Origin of the sequence: Halorubrum xinjiangense, from assembly GCF_049604745.1 — an archaeon.
In the GTDB taxonomy this organism is placed as follows: domain Archaea; phylum Halobacteriota; class Halobacteria; order Halobacteriales; family Haloferacaceae; genus Halorubrum; species Halorubrum xinjiangense_A.
In genome coordinates, this window is the sequence record NZ_CP187140.1 from 674,588 (window position 1) to 694,588 (window position 20,001).

Consider the following 20,001-nt stretch of genomic DNA (forward strand, 5'->3'; position numbering starts at 1 on the left):
CCGACCCCAGGGTACCGTAACCGTGGACGACGCCATCGAGTGGCTGCGAAACCGCCCCTTCTACGAGGGACAGATCGCCGACCACCGGCGGATCCCGGCGCGCGAGCCCGAGTTCGCCGACGTCGACCTCGAACCGCGGCTCGCCGACGCGCTCGCGGAGCGCGGGATCGACCGGCTCTACCGCCATCAGGCCGACGCGATCGAGGCGGTCCGCGGCGGCGACGACGCCGTCCTCGCGACCGAGACGGCCAGCGGCAAGTCGCTCGCGTACACTGTCCCCGCGTTCGAGGCGGCGATGGATCACGGCGGACGGACCCTCTACGTCGGCCCGCAGAACGCGCTGATCGCGGACCAGGAGGAGTCGCTCTCGGAGCTCGCTGCCGACCTCGGCTTCGGCAGCCGGGTCTCCGTCGACTCCTACACCGGGCGGCTCTCTCAGTCGGAGAAGCGCGACGTGCGCGACCGCCGGCCGACCGTCCTCCTCTCGAACCCGGACATGCTCCACTACGCGCTGCTGCCGTACGCCGGGCGCCTCTGGGACTGGTTCTTCTCCTCGCTGGAGTACGTCGTGATCGACGAGGTCCACAGCTACCGCGGCGTGTTCGGCTCGCAGGTCGCGCTGACGCTTCGTCGGCTCGCGCGGACCTGCGAGCGCTTCGGCTCGTCGCCGCAGTTCGTCTGCTGTTCGGCGACGATCAACAACCCCGTCGACCACGTCGCGACCGTCACCGGCCGCGACCCGGACGGAATCACGCTCGTCGACGAGGACACGTCGGGCCGCGGGCCGCGCGACTGGGTGCTGTGGAACCCGCCGGAGTACGACGACGACTGGCAGGAGCGCGGCAGCGGCCGCCGGAAGTCGAGCCACACGGAGAGCAAGCGGTTGTTCGTCGACCTCGTCACTGCGGACCAGCAGACGCTGGCGTTCACCCGCGCTCGGCAGACCGCCGAGCAGTACGCGACCGACAGCGCGAGCGACCTCCGGGAGCGGGGCGAGCGCGACCTCGCCGGGAAGGTGGGGGCGTATCAGGCGGCGCTCACCGACGACCGGCGCCGCGAGATCGAGGCAGACCTCCACGCCGGCGACCTGCGCGGCGTCTGGTCGACGAGCGCCCTCGAACTCGGCGTCGACGTGGGCGGGCTCGACGCGGTCGTCCTCGACGGCTACCCCGGCACGCGGATGTCCGCCCACCAGCGCGCGGGCCGGGCCGGCCGCGGCGACGACCCCGCCCTCGTGGTGATGGTCGGCGGCGAGGACCAGCTCGACCAGTACCTGATGCGCAACCCGAGCGACTTCTTCGACGCACCGCCCGAGGACGCCATATGCGACCCGGAGAACGGCCAGCTCATGCCCGGCCACGTCGCCTGCGCGGCCGACGAGAACTGGCTCTCCCCAGAGGACGAGCGGTTCTTCGGCGACTCGTTCCCGGGCGTGGTGGCGGACCTCACCGACGAGGGCGTGCTGAACCGGCGCGAGGCCGCGGCCGGCACGCGCTGGGTCCACGCCGGCGGGTCAAGCCCGCAGCAGTCCGTGAACCTCCGCACCGCCGAGGAGCGCGAGATCTCGCTGATCGAGCGGTCGAGCGGTGAGACGGTCGCGACGCTCGGCTTCGCCGACGCCCTCCGCGACGCCCACCCCGGGGCCATCTACCACCAGCAGGGCCGCACCTACGAGGTGATCGAGCTGGACCTCGACCGCGACGTCGCCGAGCTCCAGCAGTCGTGGGCAGACTACTACACGCAGGTGTGCTCCGACAAGGACATCGTCGTGAACGAGGACCTCGACGAGCGCGCGCTCTCCGCGCGCGAGGACGTCCCTGTCCGCTTCGCGGACGTGACGGTAACCGAGCAGATCACGGGGTTCGTGCGGAAGGACGCCGCGACCGGGGAGTCGCTCGGCGAGTCGACGCTCGACCTCCCGGAGACGACGCTTCGCACGAAGGCGCTGTACTTCCCCGTCCCCGAGGACATCGAGCGCGAAATGCGGCGCCTCGGCGACGCGCTCGACGAGGGCCACGGCGGCGCCGAGGACCGCGAGGTCAGCGCCGACGGCGGCGAGGCGCCTGACGACGAATCCGAGAACGGTGAGGGAGAACCGATCCCGGGCGGCGAGTACGCGTTCAACGGTGGCATCCACGCCGCCGAACACGGGATCATCTCGTTGTTCCCGTTCCACCTGCTGTGCGACCGCGCCGACGTCGGCGGCATCTCGACGCCGCACCACCCGCACACCGAGGGGCCGGCGGTGTTCGTCTACGACGGCTACCCGGGCGGCGTCGGGCTCACGCGCCGCGGTCACGGCCGAATCGAGGAGCTGATGACCCGGACTGCGCGGCTCATCGACACCTGCGACTGCGAGGGCGGCTGCCCCGCCTGCATCCAGTCGCCCCATTGCGGAAACGGAAACGACCCCTTGGCGAAGGCGCCCGCCGTCCGCCTCCTCGAATCGCTGACCGGGGCCGAAGCGGGCTCCTGACTGCGTCCACCCAAAACTCCTTGCTGCCGGGCGCCGAGGGAACTGTCGATGGAGTTCGACCTCGACGACGCCGCGGACCCCGCGGCCCGGGCGATGGAGTGGCTCGTCCTCGGCGCGGCGTACTTCCTCCTCCTGCTCTTTCTCATCGGCGTGTTCGACCTGTTCGTCTCGCTGTACCGCCTCCTCGTCGCCGGTAACTTCACCGATCCGGCCGAGGTGGTCGAGCTGCTCGACAGCGTCCTCCTCCTCCTGATCATCGTCGAGGTCCACCGGACGCTCGTGGCGTACGCGCGCGGCAAGCCCGTCCTCCGGATCGTCGTGAGCGCCGCGATCATCGCGGTCTCCCGGCGCGTGATCAGCTTCCGGCTGGAGGATTACGGCGGGGGCAACGAGGCCCTGCTCGCGGCCGCGGCGCTCGGCGTGTTGATCCTCACACTCACGCTCGGGTACTTCATGCTGGACCGCGTGAACGTTCCGGGGCGGCTGGAGCTCTGACCGGAACACCGAGCAGCGCTCGACCTGCGATCCCGGTGGTTTCACGGTGGACGCGCACGTGTCGATCCCATGGAGCTGTTCTGGCACCGACGGGACCTCAGGGTCGCCGACAACGTCGGGCTCGCGGCGGCGACCGGGGCCGACGACGCCGACGCCGACAGGGGGCCGGCCGCGCCCGTCTTCGTCTTCGATCCGGACGTCCTCGACCACGCGAGCGACGTGCGGGTCCGCCGCCTGCTCGACGGGCTCGCCGCGCTCCGCGACGACTACCGCGAGCGCGGGAGTGACCTGCTCGTCGCGCATGGCGACCCCGAGACCGTCCTTCCGGAGCTCGCCGGCGCCCTCGACGCCGAGCGCGTCGTCTGGAACCGCGACTACTCCGGGCTCGCCCGCGAGCGCGACGCCGGCGTCAGGCGCGCGCTCGACGCGGTCGACGTCGCGCGCGAGGCCCGCCACGACGCGGTCCTCCACGACCCCGACGCGATCCGGACGAACGCCGGCGACCCCTACTCGGTGTACAGCTACTACTGGAAGAAGTGGACCGACCGCGCAAAGGACGACCTCGCCCCGACGCCGACCGCTGAGGGGCTCGTCGACGCCGACCGGCTCGCGGACGCGGCCGACGCACTCGGCTGGGGCGACGCGGGGGACGCGGTCGCTGACGGCGGGGACGCTGACGCCGGAAGCACCACCGCTGACGCCGTTCCGGACGGTCTCGCTGTCGGCGACCTTCCGACCCCCGCAGACCTCGGCTTCGCGGAGCCCGACGCCGAGATCGGCCCCGCCGGGACTGCGGCCGCCCGCGAGCGCCTCGACGAGTTCCTCGACGAGGCCGTGTTCGCCTACGAGGCCGAGCGGGACTACCCCGCCGAGGAGGCGACCTCCCGGCTGTCGGCCTTCCTCAAGTACGGCGAGATCGGCGTCCGCGAGGCGTACGCGGCGACCGAGGAGGCGATGGCCGAGGCGGAGTCGGACGCGCGCCCCGAGGATGCCCCCGAACAGGTCGAGGAGTTCCAACAGCAGCTGGCGTGGCGGGAGTTCTACACGCAGGTCCTCTTCCACAACCCCGAGGTGGTGACGGAGAACTACAAGGCGTACGAGGAGGGGATCGCGTGGCGCGACGACCCCGAGGAGATCGCGGCGTGGAAGCGCGGCGAGACCGGGTACCCCATCGTCGACGCCGGGATGCGACAGCTGCGCGAGGAGGCGTTCATGCACAACCGCGTGCGGATGATCGTCGCCTCGTTCCTCACGAAGGACCTGCTCGCGGACTGGCGCCACGGCTACGACCACTTCCGGGAGCACCTGGCCGACCACGACACCGCCAACGACAACGGCGGGTGGCAGTGGGCCGCCTCCACGGGGACCGACGCGCAGCCGTACTTCCGCATCTTCAATCCGATGACGCAGGGTGAGCGGTACGACCCCGACGCCGAGTACATCACGGAGTACGTCCCCGAACTCCGGGGGCTCGATGCCGACCTGATCCACGAGTGGCACGAGCTCTCGCCCACGCAGCGCGCGAACGCCGCGCCGGAGTACCCGTCGCCGATCGTCGATCACTCCGAGCGGCGCGAGAAGGCCCTCGCGATGTATAAGCGGGCGCGCGGCGAGGACCCAGACGACTGAAATCTCCGACGGAAAACCGAGCGGCGGGGCCGACTCAGTCGGCGACCGCGGCCACCATCCCCTGCTTGTAGTACCGCTGGAGCGTGACGAACAGGAGGATGGGGACGATCATCGTCAGCACCGAGCCGGCGGCGACGAGCCCCCAGTCGATCTGGAGGCGCCCCTTCATCAGGGGTAACACCTGCGGCGCGAGCTGGTTCTCGCGGGACCGCATGAACACGAGGGGGAAGAAGAAGGAGTTCCACACCCACGTGAACTGGATGACCGCCACGGAAACGAGCGCCGGGGCCGAGTACGGCAACACGATCGACTTGAAGATCTGGTAGCGGGACGCGCCGTCGATCCGAGCCGCCTCCTCAAGCTCCTCAGGGAGCCCGAGGAGGAAGTTCCGGAGGAACATGACGACCCACCCCATCCCCCAGCCGATGTGGACCAGGATGAGCCCCATGTACGTGTCGAACAGGCCGGTGTTCCGCAGCGTGTTGTAGTTGCCCATCGCCACCAGCTCCGGCGGCGCGGCCATGACCACGATGAGCAGGAAGAACAGCCACTTCTTCGCCGGGAAGTCGAAGCGGGCGAACGGGTACGCGACCATCGTCCCGAGCAGCGTCACGGCGAGGACGGACGGGATCGTGACGATCGCGGTGTTGTACATGGCCTGCCGCATCGGCCCGGACTGGAACGTCCAGGCTTCTGCGTAGTTCTCGAAGGTGACGGTGAACGTCTCGAAGTTCCACCAGCCCTGAATGATCTGGTCGAGCGGGCGGACGGAGGCCATGAACAGCCCCACGAGCGGAACGAGCCACAGGAGCGCGACGCCGATCGCGATCGCGTACCGAAGGGCGCGCGGGCCGCTCGGCACCGCCGCGCGGATCCGTTCGGGGAGCGGTCGGTCGGAGATCGGCGCGGTCTCCGGCGGCTCGTGGTACACGCGCCCGCCGTCGGTCTTCGGCTCGCTGTCGGCGTCGGTCGGATCGTCTGCGTTGTGTGTGTCGGTCATTGTCGATCAGTCCATTGACGCGATGTACCACGCCATCGGGAGCGCGATCACGAGCTCGATGAGCGCGACGACCATCGCCTTGCTGTACTCGATCGGGACGGAGAACGCCGCTTGGTACACCTCGAGGCCCAACACGGAGAACACCCCGCCCGGACCGCCGGACGGGCCGCCCGCCGCGTAGACGATGGCGAAGATCCGGATCACCCAGATCATGCTCATGATCACCACGACCGCCGTCACGGGCTTGACGAGCGGCCAGATGATGTCCTTGAACCGGCGGAACCGTCCCGCGCCGTCGACGCGGGCGGACTCCAGCAACGAGGGGTCGATCCCCGCGAGCGCGGAGCTGTACAACAGCATGCTGAACCCGGTCTGGACCCAGACCCCGCCGGCGATGAGCGCGTAGATCGCGATCTGCGGCTCCTGGACCCAGTTCCGGACCACCGATTCCAGTCCGATCGACCGGAGCAGCCCGTTGAAGATGCCGGCCTGCGGGTCGTAGACGAACAGCAGCACGAGGCCGATCACGACGGTGGGCGTCGTGAACGCGAGGAACACCATCGAGCGGAGGATGCTCCGGCCGCGCAGGTCGGCGAACAGCAGCGCGAGGCCGAGCCCGAGCAGCGTGCTGAAGGGAACGTGGACCACCATCCAGATGATGTTCTGCGGGAGCGCCCCCATCGGGTACTCGAAGGCGAGGAGGTTGCTCCAGTTGATTATCGCGTCGTCTTGGAACGTCGCGATCCACGTGTCGAACCCGGCGAACTGCCCGATGGTGAACCCGTCCCAGGTGAAGAAGCTCCCGACGGCCGAGTAGAGCATCGGCCCGACGGAGAAGATGGCGAACAGCGTGAGGCCGGGGAGCATGAACACGAGGATCGCCGTGAGCTTCTCCCCGTCGAAGTCGCGGTCGAGCCGGTCCTCCAGGTACGCTCCGACTGACATGGTATCAGGCCACCAGTTCCCCGTCCTCGTCGTAGAGGTACGCGTCGGTCGGGTCGAACGTGAGGTGGACGTGATCCCCCGCCACGGCGTCCGTATGCGGGACCTTGACGTTCACCACGGAGCCGCCCACCTCGACGTTGACCAGCACGTACTCTCCGAGCGGTTCGACCGTCTTCACCGTGCCCGGCACCGTCCAGTCCGTGTCCGGTGGGTCCGTCGACACGCCGATGTCCTCGGGTCGGACCCCGACGGACACGGTCGGCGACGACGTCTCAGTCGGCATGGGGAGGGTGTTGCCCTCGGCGAGCTGAACGGTGCCGTCGCGGTTCTCGCCCTCGAAGAGGTTCATCGGCGGCGACCCGATGAACTTCGCGACCCAGGTGGTCCGCGGTCGCTCGTACAGCTCCTGGGGCTCGGCGACCTGCCGGATCGTGCCGTCGTTCAGCACGACGATCTTGTCGCCCATGCTCATCGCCTCCTCCTGGTTGTGCGTGACGTACACCGTCGTGATCCCGAGCTCGTTCTGGATCCGCTTGAGCTCGGAGCGCATCTCCAGGCGGAGCTTCGCGTCGAGGTTGCTGAGCGGCTCGTCGAGGAGGAACACGGACGGTTCGCGGATGATCGCCCGCGCGAGCGAGGTCCGCTGGCGTTGTCCGCCGGATATCTCGCCCGGATCGCTGTCCATCTGGTCTTCGATGTGTAACAGCTCGGCGACCTTGGCGATCCGCTCGTCGCGCTCCTCCGGCGGAACGCCCCTAACCTTCAGCGGGTACTCGATGTTCTCCCGCACGGTCATGTGCGGGTACAGCGCGTAGTTCTGGAACACCATCGCGACGTTGCGGTCGGCGGGCGGCATCCCGTCGACTCGCTCGTCGTCGAAGTAGATCTCTCCCTCGGAGAGGTCCTCCAGCCCCGCGATCATTCGGAGCGCGGTCGTCTTCCCGCAGCCGGACGGCCCCAGGAACACCACGAACTCCCCGTCGTCCACCTCCATGTCCAGCTTGTAGTTGGCGACCGTGTCACCCCCGTCGAAGTACTTGCTCACCGATCGCATGCTAATGCGGGTCATCAACTACCCGCCCGTATTCATTTATTACACTTATAATTAATCATAGACCTTGGATATGAGGATGGCCGCCGCTGTGGAGTATCCGTTCTCTGTCCGGCTAATTCAATAATTACTTAGCGATCCTTTCACTACGTGGGGAAGATGAGTTCCGGTCTCTTCGACTACACCAATTTCCCGCAGATCTCCGGCGAGCTCTTTCGCACCGTCCAGCGTCGGGACCTCTTCGACGACGACAAGCGGTTCGTCGACGCCGAGCCGCGCGTCTCCCCCGATCTCGTCTTCGAGCGGTATCTGACCGGACGGGACCGACCCGACTTCGATCTCGAGTCGTTCGTCGCGGACCACTTCCGGCTGCCGGATCCGGTCGCCGCGACCCCGGACCTCACCGCGTCGCGCTCGATGGAGGACCACGTCGCGTCGCTGTGGGGCACGCTGACCCGGACGTTCGATGATGCCGATTCGGCGGGCTCGACCCTTATTTCCCTCCCGAACCCGCACGTCGTGCCGGGCGGTCGCTTCCGCGAGATGTACTACTGGGACAGCTACTTCACCGCGGAGGGGCTGGCGGCGGCCGACCGCGCCGACCTGATCGCGGGGATGGTCGAAAACATCGCGTCGCTTTTGGACCGCTTCGGCTTCGTCCCGCTCGGGAACCGGGCGTACTACGACAGCCGGTCGCAGGTCCCGCTGTTCTACCGCATGCTCCGCGTGTTAGAGCGCGCGGAGGGGTTCGATGCGGTCGCGCCCCACGTCGAGGCGCTCCGGACGGAACACGAGTTCTGGACGGACGGGGCCGACCGCGTCGCCGCGGCCGACGGCCCCGCGGCGCACCGCCGCGTCGTCGGCCTCGCGGACGGAACGGTCCTCAACCGATACTGGGACGACCGCGCCCGCCCGCGGCCGGAGTCGTACCACGAGGACCGGCGGCTCGCCGAGCGGGTCGACGTCGACGACCGACCCGGGCTGTTCCGCGACGTCCGAGCCGCCTGCGAGTCCGGGTGGGACTTCAGCTCTCGGTGGCTGGCGGGCGACGACCTCGCCACCATCCGGACGACGGAACTGGTGCCGGTCGACCTCAACGCCGTCCTCTTCGGCATGGAGTCCGCCCTCGCGGAGTGGCTCCCGCGCGTCGGACGGAGCGAGGCCGGCGAGCGGTACGCCGACCTGGCGGCGGACCGCCGCGAGGCGATCAACCGGTACTGCTGGGACGCGGAGGCGGGGTTCTACGTCGACCACTCGTGGGCCGACGGTGAGCAGTCGGCGCGCCTCACGCTCGCCGGCGTCGCGCCCCTCTTCACCGGGGCGGCGACCGACGACCGGGCGGCCGCGGTCGCGGACCGGCTCCGTCGCGATTTCCTCCGCCCCGGCGGACTGGTGACGACGCTCGAGGCCACCGGCGAGCAGTGGGACGCGCCGAGCGGCTGGGCGCCCCTCCACTGGATGGCGGTCACCGGCCTGCGCCGGTACGGCCACGACGACCTGGCCGACGAGATCGCGAGCCGTTGGGTCGACCTCGCGCGAAGTTCTTTCGAGGAGACCGGCCGCATGGCGGAGAAGTACGACGTCCGGACGGTGGGCGAAACGACCGATCTGGGCGAGTACGAGCCTCAGTACGGGTTCGGCTGGACGAACGGCGTCGTCACGGCGCTGTCCGCTCGCCAATAGGGGTCCGGGCGGGCACTCGGGCTCGCCGCGTCGCGGTTCTGAACGCTTATCCCCGACGACCGACTTCGATCGGGTATGAGCGACGACGACGCCGTCGATGTCGAGTCCCCCGACGACGCCGAGGGCGACGCGGCGAGAGCGAACGGCACGGCGGAGGCGGCCGCCGAGGGAGCGGCTGGCGAGTCGGCCGGCAACGAATCGGCCGACGGCGAGCCCAACGGCGACGCCCGCCGCGACGGCGAGGCGATCGCCGCGGCCGTCGCCGAACACGACGAGGCGCTCGCCCGGGAGGTGGCTGCGCTGGAGGCCGACCTCGCCGAGACCCGCGAGACGCTCCGCGAGCGCGACGAGGAGGCAGAGGAGCTGACGAGCAAGCTCGCCCGCGTGAAGGCGGACTTCAGCAACTACAAGGAGCGCGCGAAGCGGAAGCAGGAGGACATCCGCGAGCGCGCCTCCGAGGCGCTCGTCGAGCGGCTCACCCCCGTCCGGAACGACCTCCTGCGCGCGCTCGACCAGGACGAGGGGAGCGACCTCCGTCCCGGCGTCGAGTCGACGTTAGAGAAGTTCGACGAGGTGCTCGCCGACGAGGGCGTCGAATCGATAGAGCCGGAGCCCGGCGAGGAGGTCGACCCCGCGCGCCATCAGGTGATGCTCCGCGTCGACAGCGATCGCCCGGAGGGGACGATCCACGAGGTGTACGAGCCCGGCTACGAGATGGGCGACCGCGTGCTGAGCGAGGCGAAGGTCACCGTCAGCACCGGCGACGAAGAGTAAGGCGCCGACTCCGCCGCAACCGAGCGGTGGGGTCCATTTTTACGACCGAACCGCCGCCTCATAGGCGTCCGCCAGCTCGTCGAGCCCCGCGTTCGGCTCCGCCGCGTGCGGCACCGACAGCGGCGAGACGGACACTTCGCCGTCCACGACGGCGCGCCGGTCGGTCCCAACCGGGTCCGGCACGTCGCCGTCGTTCATCCGCCCCCAGATCGGGTCGGAAAAGCCCACGCGGCCGTCACCGTTTCGCTCCGCGCGCATCCCGTACCACGTCGAGGGCGTCGTGACGCGAAGCGGCGCGCGCGCGTCGTTCGCGATGGGCGCGTTGACGTTGAGGTAGTCCGCGCGGTCGAACACGCCCGCGCCGACCGCCTCGTCGACGAGGAACCTCGTCGCGCGGACCGCGTGCGCGAAGTCGTCGGCCTTGAACTCGCGTTTCCACCAGTCGTCGCCGCCGGGCACGTACATCGAGGTCGCCACCGCGGGCACGCCGAAGAACGCCGCCTCGACCGCGGCCGAGACGGTCCCGGACCGGCCGAGCGTGTAGGCGCCGAGGTTCGCTCCCTCGTTACAGCCCGCGACGACCGCGTCCGCGTCCGGGACGAGCTCGTCGAGTCCGGCGACGACGCAGTCGACCGGGGTCCCGTCGACGACGTACCCCAGCTCGTGGTCGTCGACGGCGACGTCCGCGGAGAGGGCCCGGCCGACCGAGGACAGGTCGTTGGCCGGCGCGACGACGGTCACCGCGTACTCAGCCGCGAGCGCGTCGTACAGCGCGCGCAGGCCCGCGGCGTCGACGCCGTCGTCGTTGGTCAGGATGATCCGGTCGACGCTCATACCCGTATCACGGGCGAGTCGGGCAAAAGTCCACCGTCGGCCGGGACGCGACGGCACCGAAGCGGCCGTCGACGCCGAACCGAACGGAAAAGCACACGTATCGCCGGGCCGACGCGTCGATATGGGATTCGGGGACACCGCGAAGAAGATCCAGACGCTCGCCGACCGCGCGGAGCGCACCTACAAGAAGATCAGCGAGCTCCGCGACGAGGTCGACGAGACGCAGGAGACGGTGATAGACACCTCCGAGCGCGTGAAGACGCTCGAAAACGAGATGGCCGAACAGCGGGCCGTCCTCGACGCCGTCGCCGAGGAGGTCGGCGTCGACTTGGAGCGCGTGAGCACCGAGGCGCACATCACGGACGCCGAGGAGTCGGCGGCCGCCAAGGGAGGCGACGCCGACGCGGACGCCGCCGACGATACGGACGCCGACGCGGACGCGACCGACAGCTCCGACGCGGCCGAGGAAGACGCCGCTTAATCGTCGCTTGCGGCCGTATCTGCCTGTGAGACGACCTCTGCGGGCACGCCCGCGACGGTCGCGCCCGGCGGCACGTCCTCCGCGACGAGCGAGTTCGCGGCGACGCGCGCCCCCTCGCCGACCGTGACGCCGGGGAGCACGACCGCCCCCGCGCCGATCATCGCCTCGTCCTCGACGACCACGTCGCCGAGCCGGTACTCTTCGTGGAGGAACTCGTGGCAGAGCAGCGTGGCGTCGTACCCGATGATGGCGTCGTCGCCGACGGTGATGCGCTCGGGCCAGAACACGTCCGGCGTCGACTCAAGTCCCCACGCGACGCCGTCCCCGACCGTGACGCCAATCTGCCGCAGCAGCCAGTTCTTCAGCCGGAGGCTCGGACAGATCCGCGCGAGGACGATGACGACGTAGTTGCGGACGACCGCGAGCGGCGACTTCGCGTCCGGCCACGACCACAGGGAGTTGCGAGGACCGGGCGTCGGGAACCGGTCGAGGCGGTCACTGCGGGCGGGGTCCGCGTCGGCGCGCGTGGCGTCGTCGTCGGTCACGTCGTTTCGTTCGGACGGGGAGAATAAAAGGGTCGCTCCGGGTCGGCGGTCGGCGAGCGGTCCGGTCAGCTCCGGATCTCGTCCATGTGGTCGATCCGGCGCTGGACGAGGTCCGCCGTCCCGATGTCGTGGCGGATCCGGACGCGGTCGCCCGCGGCCGCCAGCGCGTCCTCGGCCTGCGCCTCGGCGGCCGCGATGGAGTCGCCGCGGCCGACGACGGCGAACGCGCGCGACGTGGTCGTGTACAGGCGTCCGTCGCGCTCGTCGACGCTCGCGTAGTAGAGGAGCGCGTCGCCCGCGCTCTCCTCGTCGACCGCTATCTCCGCGCCCGCGTCGGGGTCGGTCGGGTAGCCGTCCGGCACCGCGTACTTGCAGACGGTCGCCTCGCCCGAGAAGGAGAGCTCGGGGAGCGGGTCGCCGTCGCGCGCTGCGGCGAGCACGTCGACGAACGGCGTCTCGAGGACGGGCAGCGTGTTCATCGCCTCCGGGTCGCCGAACCGTGCGTTGAACTCGACGACCTTCGGCCCCTCGTCGGTGAGCATGAACTGGCCGTAGAGGACGCCCTTGTAGTCGGGGAGCGCGTCGACGACGGAGTCGAGGACGTCGACGGCGGCCTCGTAGTCGCCCTCGCGCATGAAGGGGAGCGAGAGCCCCGTGTCGGAGTACGAGCCCATCCCGCCGGTGTTCGGCCCGTCGTCGCCCTCGTAGGCGCGCTTGTGGTCCTGGACCGCGGGCGTCGTCCGGACGTCGCCGTTCGCGACGAACGCTTGGATCGTGAACTCCTCGCCGACGAGGCGCTCTTCGAGGACGACCCGGTCGTAGTCGGCGTCGCGGAGGTACGCCTTCGCCTCCTCCGCGGTCACCTGATCGCCGATGACCTTGACGCCCTTGCCGCCGGTGAGGCCGGCGGGCTTGACCGCGAGGTCGCCGTCGTACTCGTCGATGTACTCGCAGGCGGCCGCCATGTCGTCGAACACCGCGTAGTCGGGACAGCCCGGGATGGCGTTCTCCTCCATGAACTCGCGCTGGTACGCCTTGTCCGTCTCCAGGCGCGCCTCTTCCGCCCGCGGGCCGAACGCGTAGACGCCGGCGTCGTCGAGCGCGTCGGCGACGCCCGCCTCCAGCGCCGATTCGGGGCCGATGACCGCGAGGTCCGCGCCCACGTCGGTCGCGTAGTCGGCGACCGCGGCGGCGTCGGTCTCGTCGATCGTCTCGAAGCCCTCGGCGAGTCGTCGGATCCCCGGGTTCCGGACGTTCGCGCAGGCGTACAGCGCGCAGTCGTCCGCCACGGCGCGGGCGATCGCGTGTTCGCGGCCGCCGCCCCCCACTAAGAGTACGGTCTCCGTCATGTCCGACGGATACCCGCACGGTAGTGTAAACCTTACTCTCTGTCCGGTCCGAGATACGCATAATCGTGGTTATTTTCGAGATCTGAGGCCGGCGCTCGTCCCGGTGCGGACGCCTTTTGCCGCGCCGGGCCGAATCGGGCGTATGTCACAGCCGACCGAGCGGAACCGCCTCGGCGGGGAGGCGAGCCCCTACCTCCAACAGCACGCGGAGAACCCCGTCAACTGGCAGCCGTGGGGCGACGAGGCGTTCGAGCGCGCGCGCGAACACGACGTGCCTGTGTTCGTCTCCATCGGCTACTCCTCCTGCCACTGGTGTCACGTCATGGCCGAGGAGAGCTTCGAGGACGAGTCGGTCGCGAGCGTAGTGAACGAGTCGTTCGTCCCGATCAAGGTCGACCGCGAGGAGCGCCCGGACGTCGACAGCACGTTCATGACCGTCTGCCAGCTCGTCACCGGCGGCGGCGGGTGGCCGCTCTCGGCGTGGTGTACGCCCGAAGGGAAGCCGTTCTACGTCGGGACCTACTTCCCGCCCGAGCCGCGGCAGAACCACCCCGGCTTCCGCGGGCTCTGCGAGCGGATTTCCGACTCTTGGAGCGACCCCGAACAGCGCGAGGAGATGAAGCGGCGCGCCGACCAGTGGACCGAGAGCGCGCGCGACGAACTGGAGTCGGTGCCGACGCCGGACGCGGCGGCCTCGGACGGGGAGAATGGCGGAACTCCTCCCGGCGACGACCTGCTCGACACGGCCGCTGCGGCCGCGCTCCGCGGCTACGACGAGGAGTACGGCGGCTTCGGGAGCGGCGGCGCGAAGTTCCCGATGCCCGGCCGGATCGACCTCCTCATGCGCGCCTATGCCGGCCGCGGCCGCGACGCGCTCCTGTCGGCCGCGACGGGCACCCTCGACGGGATGGCCAACGGCGGGATGTACGACCAGATCGGCGGCGGGTTCCACCGCTACGCGGTCGACCGCCAGTGGACGGTCCCCCATTTCGAGAAGATGCTGTACGACAACGCCGAGCTGCCGATGGCATACCTCGACGGCTACCGGTTCGCCGGCGACCCTGCGTACGCCCGGGTCGCGAGCGAGTCGCTCGCGTTCCTCGACCGTGAACTCCGGCACGAGGACGGCGGCTTCTTCAGCACGCTCGACGCGCGGAGCCGACCGCCCGCGAGTCGGCGGGGCGACGACCGGGAGGATTCCGCCGAAGCCGAGGACGTCGAGGGCGCCTTCTACGTCTGGACCCCCGAGGAGGTGGACGCCGTCCTCGACGAGCCGGCGACGTCGCTGGCGAAGGAGCGGTACGGGATCCGGTCCGGCGGCAACTTCGAGCGCGGCACGACCGTGCCGACGATCGCCGCGTCGGTCGAGGAGCTGGCTGCTGATCGCGATCTGTCTCCCGACGAGGTCCGAGAGGTCCTGACGGAGGCGCGGACCGCGCTGTTCGACGCTCGGGAGTCGCGGCCGCGGCCCGCCCGCGACGAGAAGGTGTTGGCCTCGTGGAACGGGCGGGCCATCTCCGCGTTCGCGCGGGCCGGGAACACCCTCGGCGAGCCGTACGCCGACATCGCCCGGGAGGCGCTCGACTTCTGTCGCGACCGGCTCTACGACGCCGACGCCGAGACCGGCGCGCTCGCCCGTCGATGGCTCGACGGCGACGTGCGCGGGCCGGGGTACCTCGACGACTACGCGTTCCTCGCGCGCGGCGCGCTCGACGTTTACGCCGCGACCGGCGACCCGGAGCCGCTCGGCGTCGCGCTGGAGCTGGCCGACGCGCTCGTCGACGAGTTCTACGACGCCGACGACGGGACGATCTACTTCACGCGCGACCTCGACAGAGAGGGGACCGCAGAAGGCGGCGAGACCGCCGACACCGGCCCCCTCATCGCGCGACCGCAGGAGTTCACCGACCGCTCGACGCCGTCGAGCCTCGGCGTCGCGGCCGAGACGCTCGCGCTCCTCGACGGGTTCCGAACGGACGGGGAGTTCCGGGAGATCGCCGAGCGCGTCGTTCGGACGCACGCTGACCGAGTCCGCGGGAGCCCGCTGGAACACGCCTCGCTCGTTCGCGCCGCGAACGTCGTCGAGACCGGCGGCATCGAGGTGACGATCGCCGCCGACGAGGTGCCGGACGAGTGGCGAGAGACGCTCGGCGAGCGGTACCTGCCGGGCGCCCTCGTTGCGCCGCGCCCGGCCACGGAAGACGGACTCGACGAGTGGCTCGACCGCCTCGGCATGGCCGAGGCCCCGCCGATCTGGGCAGACCGCGACGCGACCGACGGCGAGCCGACCGCCTACGTCTGCGAGGGGTTCACCTGCTCGCCGCCGCGGACCGACCTCGACGCGGCGCTGGAGTGGTTGGAGACGCGGGACCCGTCGGAATAGCGACGACGAGTCCACCCCTCCCGGCTCAACACAACCGGGTCCGACCGACAAACCACATCGTAATTAAATATCTCCGTCACCTCGCTCCCTCCATGTACGATTTCGTCGTCGTGGGCGCGGGCCCGCCGGGCTCCCGGTTTGCTCGGCGCGCGGCCGAGGCCGGCCACGACGTCGTCGCCTTCGAGAAGGGATCGGTCGGCGAGCCGCTCGCCTGCTCCGGCCACGTCTCCGACGACGTGTGGGAGTACGTCCCCGACGGCGCCCGCGACGAGCTCCTCCAGAACCTGGTGTACGGCGCGCGCTTCCACGTCGGCGGTCCGGGCTCGCGGTCGTACCCGTTCTACAAGCGCGAGCCGGTGTCGAACGTGATCGACCGCGTCGGGCTCGACCGAACCCTCGCGGACTGCGCGCGAGAGGCCGGCGCCGACGTGCGAGAGAACCACACGGTGGTCGGCGTCGAGGAGCGGTCCGACCGCGTCGTCGTCGAGGTTCGGACGCCCGGGGGCGACGTCGAGGAAGTCGAGGCGCGGATGGTGGCCGGCTGCGACGGCCCGACCTCGCGGGTGCGCCGCGCGCTCGACCTCCCGGAGCCGGACGAACTGCTCCACGGGGTCCTCGGATTCGACCCCGAGTCGGACGCGGGCGACTACGTCGACGTCCACCTCACCGCGCCGACGTTCTTCGCGTGGCGGATCCCCCGCGGCGACGCCGGCGTCGAGTACGGGCTGGCGGCACCGCCGAGCGAGGACGTATCGGCGCGCTTCGAGGGGCTCACCGACGCGTACGGCGCGACGACGGACCGCCGCTGCTCGGGCGCGATTCCCGTCGGCCCGCCGTCGCGGACGACGAGCGAGCGCGGCTTCCTGATCGGCGACGCCGCCGCCCAGACGAAGCCGTTCACCGGCGGCGGCATCCTCTACGGGATGCGCGCGGCCGACGTCGCCGCGGCGGCGATCGACCCGCGCGACCCGGCGACGCTCGCCGACTACGAGTCCGGGTGGCGCGACGAGCTCGCCACGGAGATCCGTCTCGGGAAGGCGATCCGGCGGTGTTACTCGCTCCCGGAACCGGTCCAGCGCGTCGGGCTGCGAGCCCTGTCGGGCGAGATCGGCGTCCACATGGACGAGCCGTCGTCGTTCTTCTCGCCGTCGAACCTCCGGGCGCTGTTCTCGCGGGGCGAGCCGCCGGAGTGAGAAGGAACGCGTGACGGCGGGCGGGTCCCGGTCGCGGAGACGGGGACCTCAGGTGCGCGGCGCTACTCCTCGACGACGTTCGCGAACGAGACGTTCTCGCGGACGCTCGTGATCTCGACGGTCGGCTCCTCGCCGGGCTCGGCGTCGGGAACGATGACGACGTAGCCGCGCTCGATCTTCGCGATCCCGTCGCCCTTGTCGCCGAGCGTCTCGATCGTCACGTCGCGTACCTCGCCCTCCGAGACGGGCGGATCGGGCTGGACCGCGCCGGCCGCACCGCGCGAGGTGGGGCGCTGGCCGTCGTCGGACGGGGTTTCGCCCGAGCTGCCGTTCGCGTCCGGAACGGCTGCGGCGTCGCCGTTGGCGCTGGACGCCGACTCCCCTTCATCGGGCCCCGAGCGATCTAAGACGGCGATCCGATACGTCTCGCCGACGTCGACGCTTCCGTGTTCGATCTCCGAGGCGGGAACGGTGACGACGTACTCGTCGCCGCGGGACTCCACCCGACCCGTGTACAGACACGCGAGAGAATCAGTGATCTCGACCATGGCCGTCCGTTGCGCGCACGGGGATGAAAAGCCACCTGTTCGGGCGTGGTGCGTGCGAAGGTAAACGTTTACCCTGTTCCGAATTAATCGGGGTCGTATGAGCAGAAACTACGAGTCGCTCCACGACCCGAACGCGGAGTACACGATGCGAGAGCTCTCCGCCGAGACGATGGGGACCACGGGGACGCGCGGCGGCGGCCGCGACGTCGAGATCACGGACGTTCAGACGACGATGGTCGACGGGAACTTCCCGTGGACGCTCGTCCGGGTGTACACCGACGCGGGCGTTGTCGGCACCGGCGAGGCCTACTGGGGGGCCGGCGTGCCCGAACTCATCGAGCGGATGAAGCCGTTCGTCGTCGGCGAGAACCCGCTCGACATCGACCGCCTCTACGAGCACCTGATCCAGAAGATGTCCGGCGAGGGCTCCGTCGAGGGCGTCACCGTCACGGCCATCTCCGGGATCGAGGTCGCGCTCCACGACGTCGCGGGCAAGATCCTCGACGTCCCCGCCTACCAGCTGCTCGGCGGCAAGTACAGGGACAAGATGCGCGTCTACTGTGACTGCCACACCGAGGAGGAGGCCGACCCCGAGGCCTGCGCGGACGAGGCCGAGCGCGTCGTCGACGAGCTCGGCTACGACGCCTTAAAGTTCGACCTCGACGTGCCCAGCGGGTTCGAGAAGGACCGCGCGAACCGCCACCTCCGGCCCGGCGAGATCCGCCACAAGGCGGAGATCGTCGAGAAGGTCACCGAGCGCGTGAAGGACAAGGCCGACGTCTCCTTCGACTGCCACTGGACGTTCTCGGGCGGCTCCGCGAAGCGCCTCGCGGAGGCCATCGAGGAGTACGACGTGTGGTGGCTCGAAGATCCCGTGCCGCCGGAGAACCTCGAAGTTCAGGAGGAGGTCACGAAGAGCACGACCACGCCGATCACGGTCGGCGAGAACCGCTACCGCGTCACCGAACTGCGCCGCCTCATCGAGAACCAGGCGGTCGACATCGTCGCGCCCGACCTGCCGAAGGTCGGCGGCATGCGCGAGACCCGCAAGATCGCGGACGTGGCGAACCAGTACTACGTCCCGGTCGCGATGCACAACGTCGCCTCGCCGGTCGCGACGATGGCGGCGGCCCACGTCGGCACCTCGATCCCGAACTCGCTCGCGATCGAGTACCACTCCTACGAGCTCGGCTGGTGGGAGGACCTCGTCGAGGAGGACGTCATCGAGGACGGCTACATCAAGGTGCCGGAGAAGCCGGGCCTCGGCGTCACCCTCGACATGGACACCGTCGAGGAGCATATGGTCGACGGCGAGACGTTGTTTGACGAGGCGTAAGCCGGATCGAGCCAGCAGCGCGGAGCGCTGCGTTGTTTGACGAGGCGTAAGCCGAAGCGCGAAAATCGTAGATTTTCGCAGTTCGACTGAGTGACGCGAAGTCGAACTCGATAGGCGAGCGGAGCGAGCCTATCGGTGTTCGATCCGGCGTAATGCCGGCTCGCTTTGCGGGGAGAAAATTAATAAAATATCCGTTTGATGATTGTCACCGCATGGCGTGCCCTAACTGCGGCCAAGACAGTAAGCCACCAGAACCGATAGAACACCCAGACTACCCAAGACACCAAATCTGGCAGTGCCCCAGATGTAACACTGATATCGGGATGACATAATCACTCGCGTCAGGCGTTGCTCACTATCTGGTCGAGCCGGACCGCCTCCAGCCCGCGCCGGTCGAGTTCGGCCTCGACCTCTCGCAGTCGGGGCGCGATCTCGTCCGGGTCGTGGCTGTCAGTCCCGACGGTCACCTCGATCCCGGCGTCGACGAGGCGGTCGAGGAACGCGGGTGCCGGGTGGAACTCCCCGTAGTCGCCGAGCAGGCGTCCGGCGTTGATCTCCGGGACGGTCCGCGAGTCGCGGAGGGCGTCGGCGACCGCGGCGTAGTGGTCCTCCGTCGCGAAGCCGCGGAGGTGCGGGTTGCGCTCGATCAGGTCCGGGTGCGCGGCGATCGCGAACAGCTCCGACTCGACTAGGGCGACCAGCTTCTCGAAGTAGCGGTCCACCAGCTCTCGCCGCTCAGACTCCGGCTTGTCGGCGAAGTGCGAGCGCGTGTGGACGTTCGCGCCGTCCAGTTCGTGGACGCTGCCGACCGCGTAGTCGAAGCCGGCGTCGTCGAGGAACTCGGCGATCGCCGCCTCGTGGGCGGGGTCGTAGTCCATCTCGACGGCGTCGAACACGTCGATTGCTGCGTCCTCGCGGACCGCCTCGATCGCCTCGCGGCGCCGTTCGTACGTCAGGTCGAGGTTGAACCCCAACGCGCGCTTGTAGCGCCGCGCGCTCGGGTCCGGCGAGACGTTGCAGTGGTCGGCGAACCCGATCCCGTCAAGCCCGGCGTCTGCGGCCGCGTCGACCATCCAGCGCAGGAACGCCCCGTCCGAGTAGTTCGTGTGGGCGTGGTAGTCGTACACGGCGGACGTACGGTCCGATCCGACTCGAAGGTTCGGGTCGGACGGAGCGCGTTCGCACGCGAGACCCGGTCGGCAGGCCGCGATCGAACCAGCAACATGATCCGCCAAACCCGTTGAAAGTTCATTTAGAAAATTTTTTCTCGATGATGATT

At 69.7% G+C, this 20,001-nt stretch carries 17 protein-coding genes; 9 read left to right on the top strand and 8 right to left on the bottom strand.

Going from position 1 to position 20,001, the window contains the following annotated elements; genetic code table 11:
• The first annotated feature begins 22 nt into the window (after positions 1–22).
• From ACOZ35_RS04400 to ACOZ35_RS04410, 3 genes are all read left to right on the top strand, one after another.
• Positions 23–2,476, top strand: coding sequence for a DEAD/DEAH box helicase (locus ACOZ35_RS04400; RefSeq protein WP_424015242.1), 2,454 nt, complete (start codon positions 23–25; stop codon positions 2,474–2,476).
• Positions 2,477–2,524: 48 nt separating this feature from the next.
• Positions 2,525–2,971: a phosphate-starvation-inducible PsiE family protein gene (locus tag ACOZ35_RS04405; RefSeq protein WP_007344711.1), complete on the top strand. Its 447-nt coding sequence runs from the start codon at positions 2,525–2,527 to the stop codon at positions 2,969–2,971.
• A gap of 69 nt (positions 2,972–3,040) precedes the next feature.
• Positions 3,041–4,600: a cryptochrome/photolyase family protein gene (locus tag ACOZ35_RS04410; protein ID WP_424015243.1), complete on the top strand. Its 1,560-nt coding sequence runs from the start codon at positions 3,041–3,043 to the stop codon at positions 4,598–4,600.
• A gap of 34 nt (positions 4,601–4,634) precedes the next feature.
• Here ACOZ35_RS04410 and ACOZ35_RS04415 read toward each other — a convergent pair whose 3' ends face one another.
• From ACOZ35_RS04415 to ACOZ35_RS04425, 3 genes are read right to left on the bottom strand one after another with little or no spacing between them, the layout of a single operon-like run.
• Positions 4,635–5,600, bottom strand: a complete 966-nt coding sequence (locus ACOZ35_RS04415) for a carbohydrate ABC transporter permease (protein WP_424015244.1) — start codon at positions 5,598–5,600, stop codon at positions 4,635–4,637.
• 6 nt (positions 5,601–5,606) lie between these two features.
• Positions 5,607–6,545, bottom strand: coding sequence for a carbohydrate ABC transporter permease (locus tag ACOZ35_RS04420; protein ID WP_424015245.1), 939 nt, complete (start codon positions 6,543–6,545; stop codon positions 5,607–5,609).
• A 4-nt stretch (positions 6,546–6,549) separates the two neighbouring features.
• Positions 6,550–7,599, bottom strand: coding sequence for an ABC transporter ATP-binding protein (locus ACOZ35_RS04425; RefSeq protein WP_424016027.1), 1,050 nt, complete (start codon positions 7,597–7,599; stop codon positions 6,550–6,552).
• Between the two features lie 156 nt (positions 7,600–7,755).
• Between ACOZ35_RS04425 and ACOZ35_RS04430 the strand changes: the two genes are divergently transcribed.
• On the top strand, positions 7,756–9,279 hold the full coding sequence (locus ACOZ35_RS04430) for a trehalase family glycosidase (protein ID WP_424015246.1): 1,524 nt from the start codon (positions 7,756–7,758) through the stop codon (positions 9,277–9,279).
• Positions 9,280–9,354: 75 nt separating this feature from the next.
• Positions 9,355–10,053, top strand: a complete 699-nt coding sequence (gene grpE / locus ACOZ35_RS04435; protein WP_424015247.1) for a nucleotide exchange factor GrpE — start codon at positions 9,355–9,357, stop codon at positions 10,051–10,053.
• 39 nt (positions 10,054–10,092) lie between these two features.
• On the opposite strand, the gene surE is transcribed toward grpE, so the two are convergent.
• The gene (gene surE, locus ACOZ35_RS04440; RefSeq protein ID WP_424015248.1) at positions 10,093–10,887 is read right to left on the bottom strand and encodes a 5'/3'-nucleotidase SurE; all 795 of its coding nucleotides are present in this window, start codon (positions 10,885–10,887) and stop codon (positions 10,093–10,095) included.
• Positions 10,888–11,008: 121 nt separating this feature from the next.
• Between surE and ACOZ35_RS04445 the strand changes: the two genes are divergently transcribed.
• A complete protein-coding gene (locus ACOZ35_RS04445; RefSeq protein WP_424015249.1) occupies positions 11,009–11,368 on the top strand; it encodes a DUF5798 family protein in 360 nt (119 codons plus the stop codon).
• On the opposite strand, the gene ACOZ35_RS04450 is transcribed toward ACOZ35_RS04445, so the two are convergent.
• Positions 11,365–11,913 carry an acyltransferase gene (locus ACOZ35_RS04450; protein WP_424015250.1) on the bottom strand — a complete coding sequence of 183 codons (549 nt, stop codon included), beginning with the start codon at positions 11,911–11,913 and terminating at the stop codon, positions 11,365–11,367. The genes ACOZ35_RS04445 and ACOZ35_RS04450 overlap by 4 nt on opposite strands.
• A gap of 65 nt (positions 11,914–11,978) precedes the next feature.
• On the bottom strand, positions 11,979–13,262 hold the full coding sequence (purD, locus tag ACOZ35_RS04455; protein WP_424015251.1) for a phosphoribosylamine--glycine ligase: 1,284 nt from the start codon (positions 13,260–13,262) through the stop codon (positions 11,979–11,981).
• Positions 13,263–13,404: 142 nt separating this feature from the next.
• Between purD and ACOZ35_RS04460 the strand changes: the two genes are divergently transcribed.
• Together ACOZ35_RS04460 and ACOZ35_RS04465 are read left to right on the top strand one after the other, a co-directional pair.
• Positions 13,405–15,645 carry a thioredoxin domain-containing protein gene (locus ACOZ35_RS04460; protein WP_424015252.1) on the top strand — a complete coding sequence of 747 codons (2,241 nt, stop codon included), beginning with the start codon at positions 13,405–13,407 and terminating at the stop codon, positions 15,643–15,645.
• A 92-nt stretch (positions 15,646–15,737) separates the two neighbouring features.
• On the top strand, positions 15,738–16,838 hold the full coding sequence (locus ACOZ35_RS04465; protein ID WP_424015253.1) for a geranylgeranyl reductase family protein: 1,101 nt from the start codon (positions 15,738–15,740) through the stop codon (positions 16,836–16,838).
• Positions 16,839–16,900: 62 nt separating this feature from the next.
• Here the strand turns inward: ACOZ35_RS04465 and ACOZ35_RS04470 are convergent, their stop codons facing one another.
• Complete coding sequence (locus tag ACOZ35_RS04470) at positions 16,901–17,386, bottom strand: TRAM domain-containing protein (protein WP_424015254.1); 486 nt, start codon at positions 17,384–17,386, stop codon at positions 16,901–16,903.
• Between the two features lie 97 nt (positions 17,387–17,483).
• On the opposite strand from ACOZ35_RS04470, the gene ACOZ35_RS04475 reads away from it, so the two are divergent.
• Positions 17,484–18,722 (top strand): mandelate racemase/muconate lactonizing enzyme family protein, encoded by a 1,239-nt coding sequence (locus ACOZ35_RS04475; RefSeq protein ID WP_424015255.1) that lies wholly within the window; start codon positions 17,484–17,486, stop codon positions 18,720–18,722.
• Positions 18,723–19,063: 341 nt separating this feature from the next.
• Here the strand turns inward: ACOZ35_RS04475 and ACOZ35_RS04480 are convergent, their stop codons facing one another.
• Complete coding sequence (locus ACOZ35_RS04480) at positions 19,064–19,849, bottom strand: PHP domain-containing protein (RefSeq protein ID WP_424015256.1); 786 nt, start codon at positions 19,847–19,849, stop codon at positions 19,064–19,066.
• Between the last annotated feature and the right edge of the window lie 152 nt (positions 19,850–20,001).

What these genes read in the sequence shown, in the direction of transcription:
- ACOZ35_RS04405 (WP_007344711.1), top strand. Translation starts at nt 2,525, where the DNA reads ATGGAGTTCGACCTCGACGACGCCGCGGACCCCGCGGCCCGGGCGATG.
- ACOZ35_RS04410 (WP_424015243.1), top strand. Translation starts at nt 3,041, where the DNA reads ATGGAGCTGTTCTGGCACCGACGGGACCTCAGGGTCGCCGACAACGTC.
- ACOZ35_RS04415 (WP_424015244.1), bottom strand. Translation starts at nt 5,600, where the DNA reads ATGACCGACACACACAACGCAGACGATCCGACCGACGCCGACAGCGAG.
- ACOZ35_RS04420 (WP_424015245.1), bottom strand. Translation starts at nt 6,545, where the DNA reads ATGTCAGTCGGAGCGTACCTGGAGGACCGGCTCGACCGCGACTTCGAC.
- ACOZ35_RS04425 (WP_424016027.1), bottom strand. Translation starts at nt 7,599, where the DNA reads ATGCGATCGGTGAGCAAGTACTTCGACGGGGGTGACACGGTCGCCAAC.
- ACOZ35_RS04430 (WP_424015246.1), top strand. Translation starts at nt 7,756, where the DNA reads ATGAGTTCCGGTCTCTTCGACTACACCAATTTCCCGCAGATCTCCGGC.
- grpE (WP_424015247.1), top strand. Translation starts at nt 9,355, where the DNA reads ATGAGCGACGACGACGCCGTCGATGTCGAGTCCCCCGACGACGCCGAG.
- surE (WP_424015248.1), bottom strand. Translation starts at nt 10,887, where the DNA reads ATGAGCGTCGACCGGATCATCCTGACCAACGACGACGGCGTCGACGCC.
- ACOZ35_RS04445 (WP_424015249.1), top strand. Translation starts at nt 11,009, where the DNA reads ATGGGATTCGGGGACACCGCGAAGAAGATCCAGACGCTCGCCGACCGC.
- purD (WP_424015251.1), bottom strand. Translation starts at nt 13,262, where the DNA reads ATGACGGAGACCGTACTCTTAGTGGGGGGCGGCGGCCGCGAACACGCG.
- ACOZ35_RS04460 (WP_424015252.1), top strand. Translation starts at nt 13,405, where the DNA reads ATGTCACAGCCGACCGAGCGGAACCGCCTCGGCGGGGAGGCGAGCCCC.
- ACOZ35_RS04465 (WP_424015253.1), top strand. Translation starts at nt 15,738, where the DNA reads ATGTACGATTTCGTCGTCGTGGGCGCGGGCCCGCCGGGCTCCCGGTTT.
- ACOZ35_RS04470 (WP_424015254.1), bottom strand. Translation starts at nt 17,386, where the DNA reads ATGGTCGAGATCACTGATTCTCTCGCGTGTCTGTACACGGGTCGGGTG.
- ACOZ35_RS04475 (WP_424015255.1), top strand. Translation starts at nt 17,484, where the DNA reads ATGAGCAGAAACTACGAGTCGCTCCACGACCCGAACGCGGAGTACACG.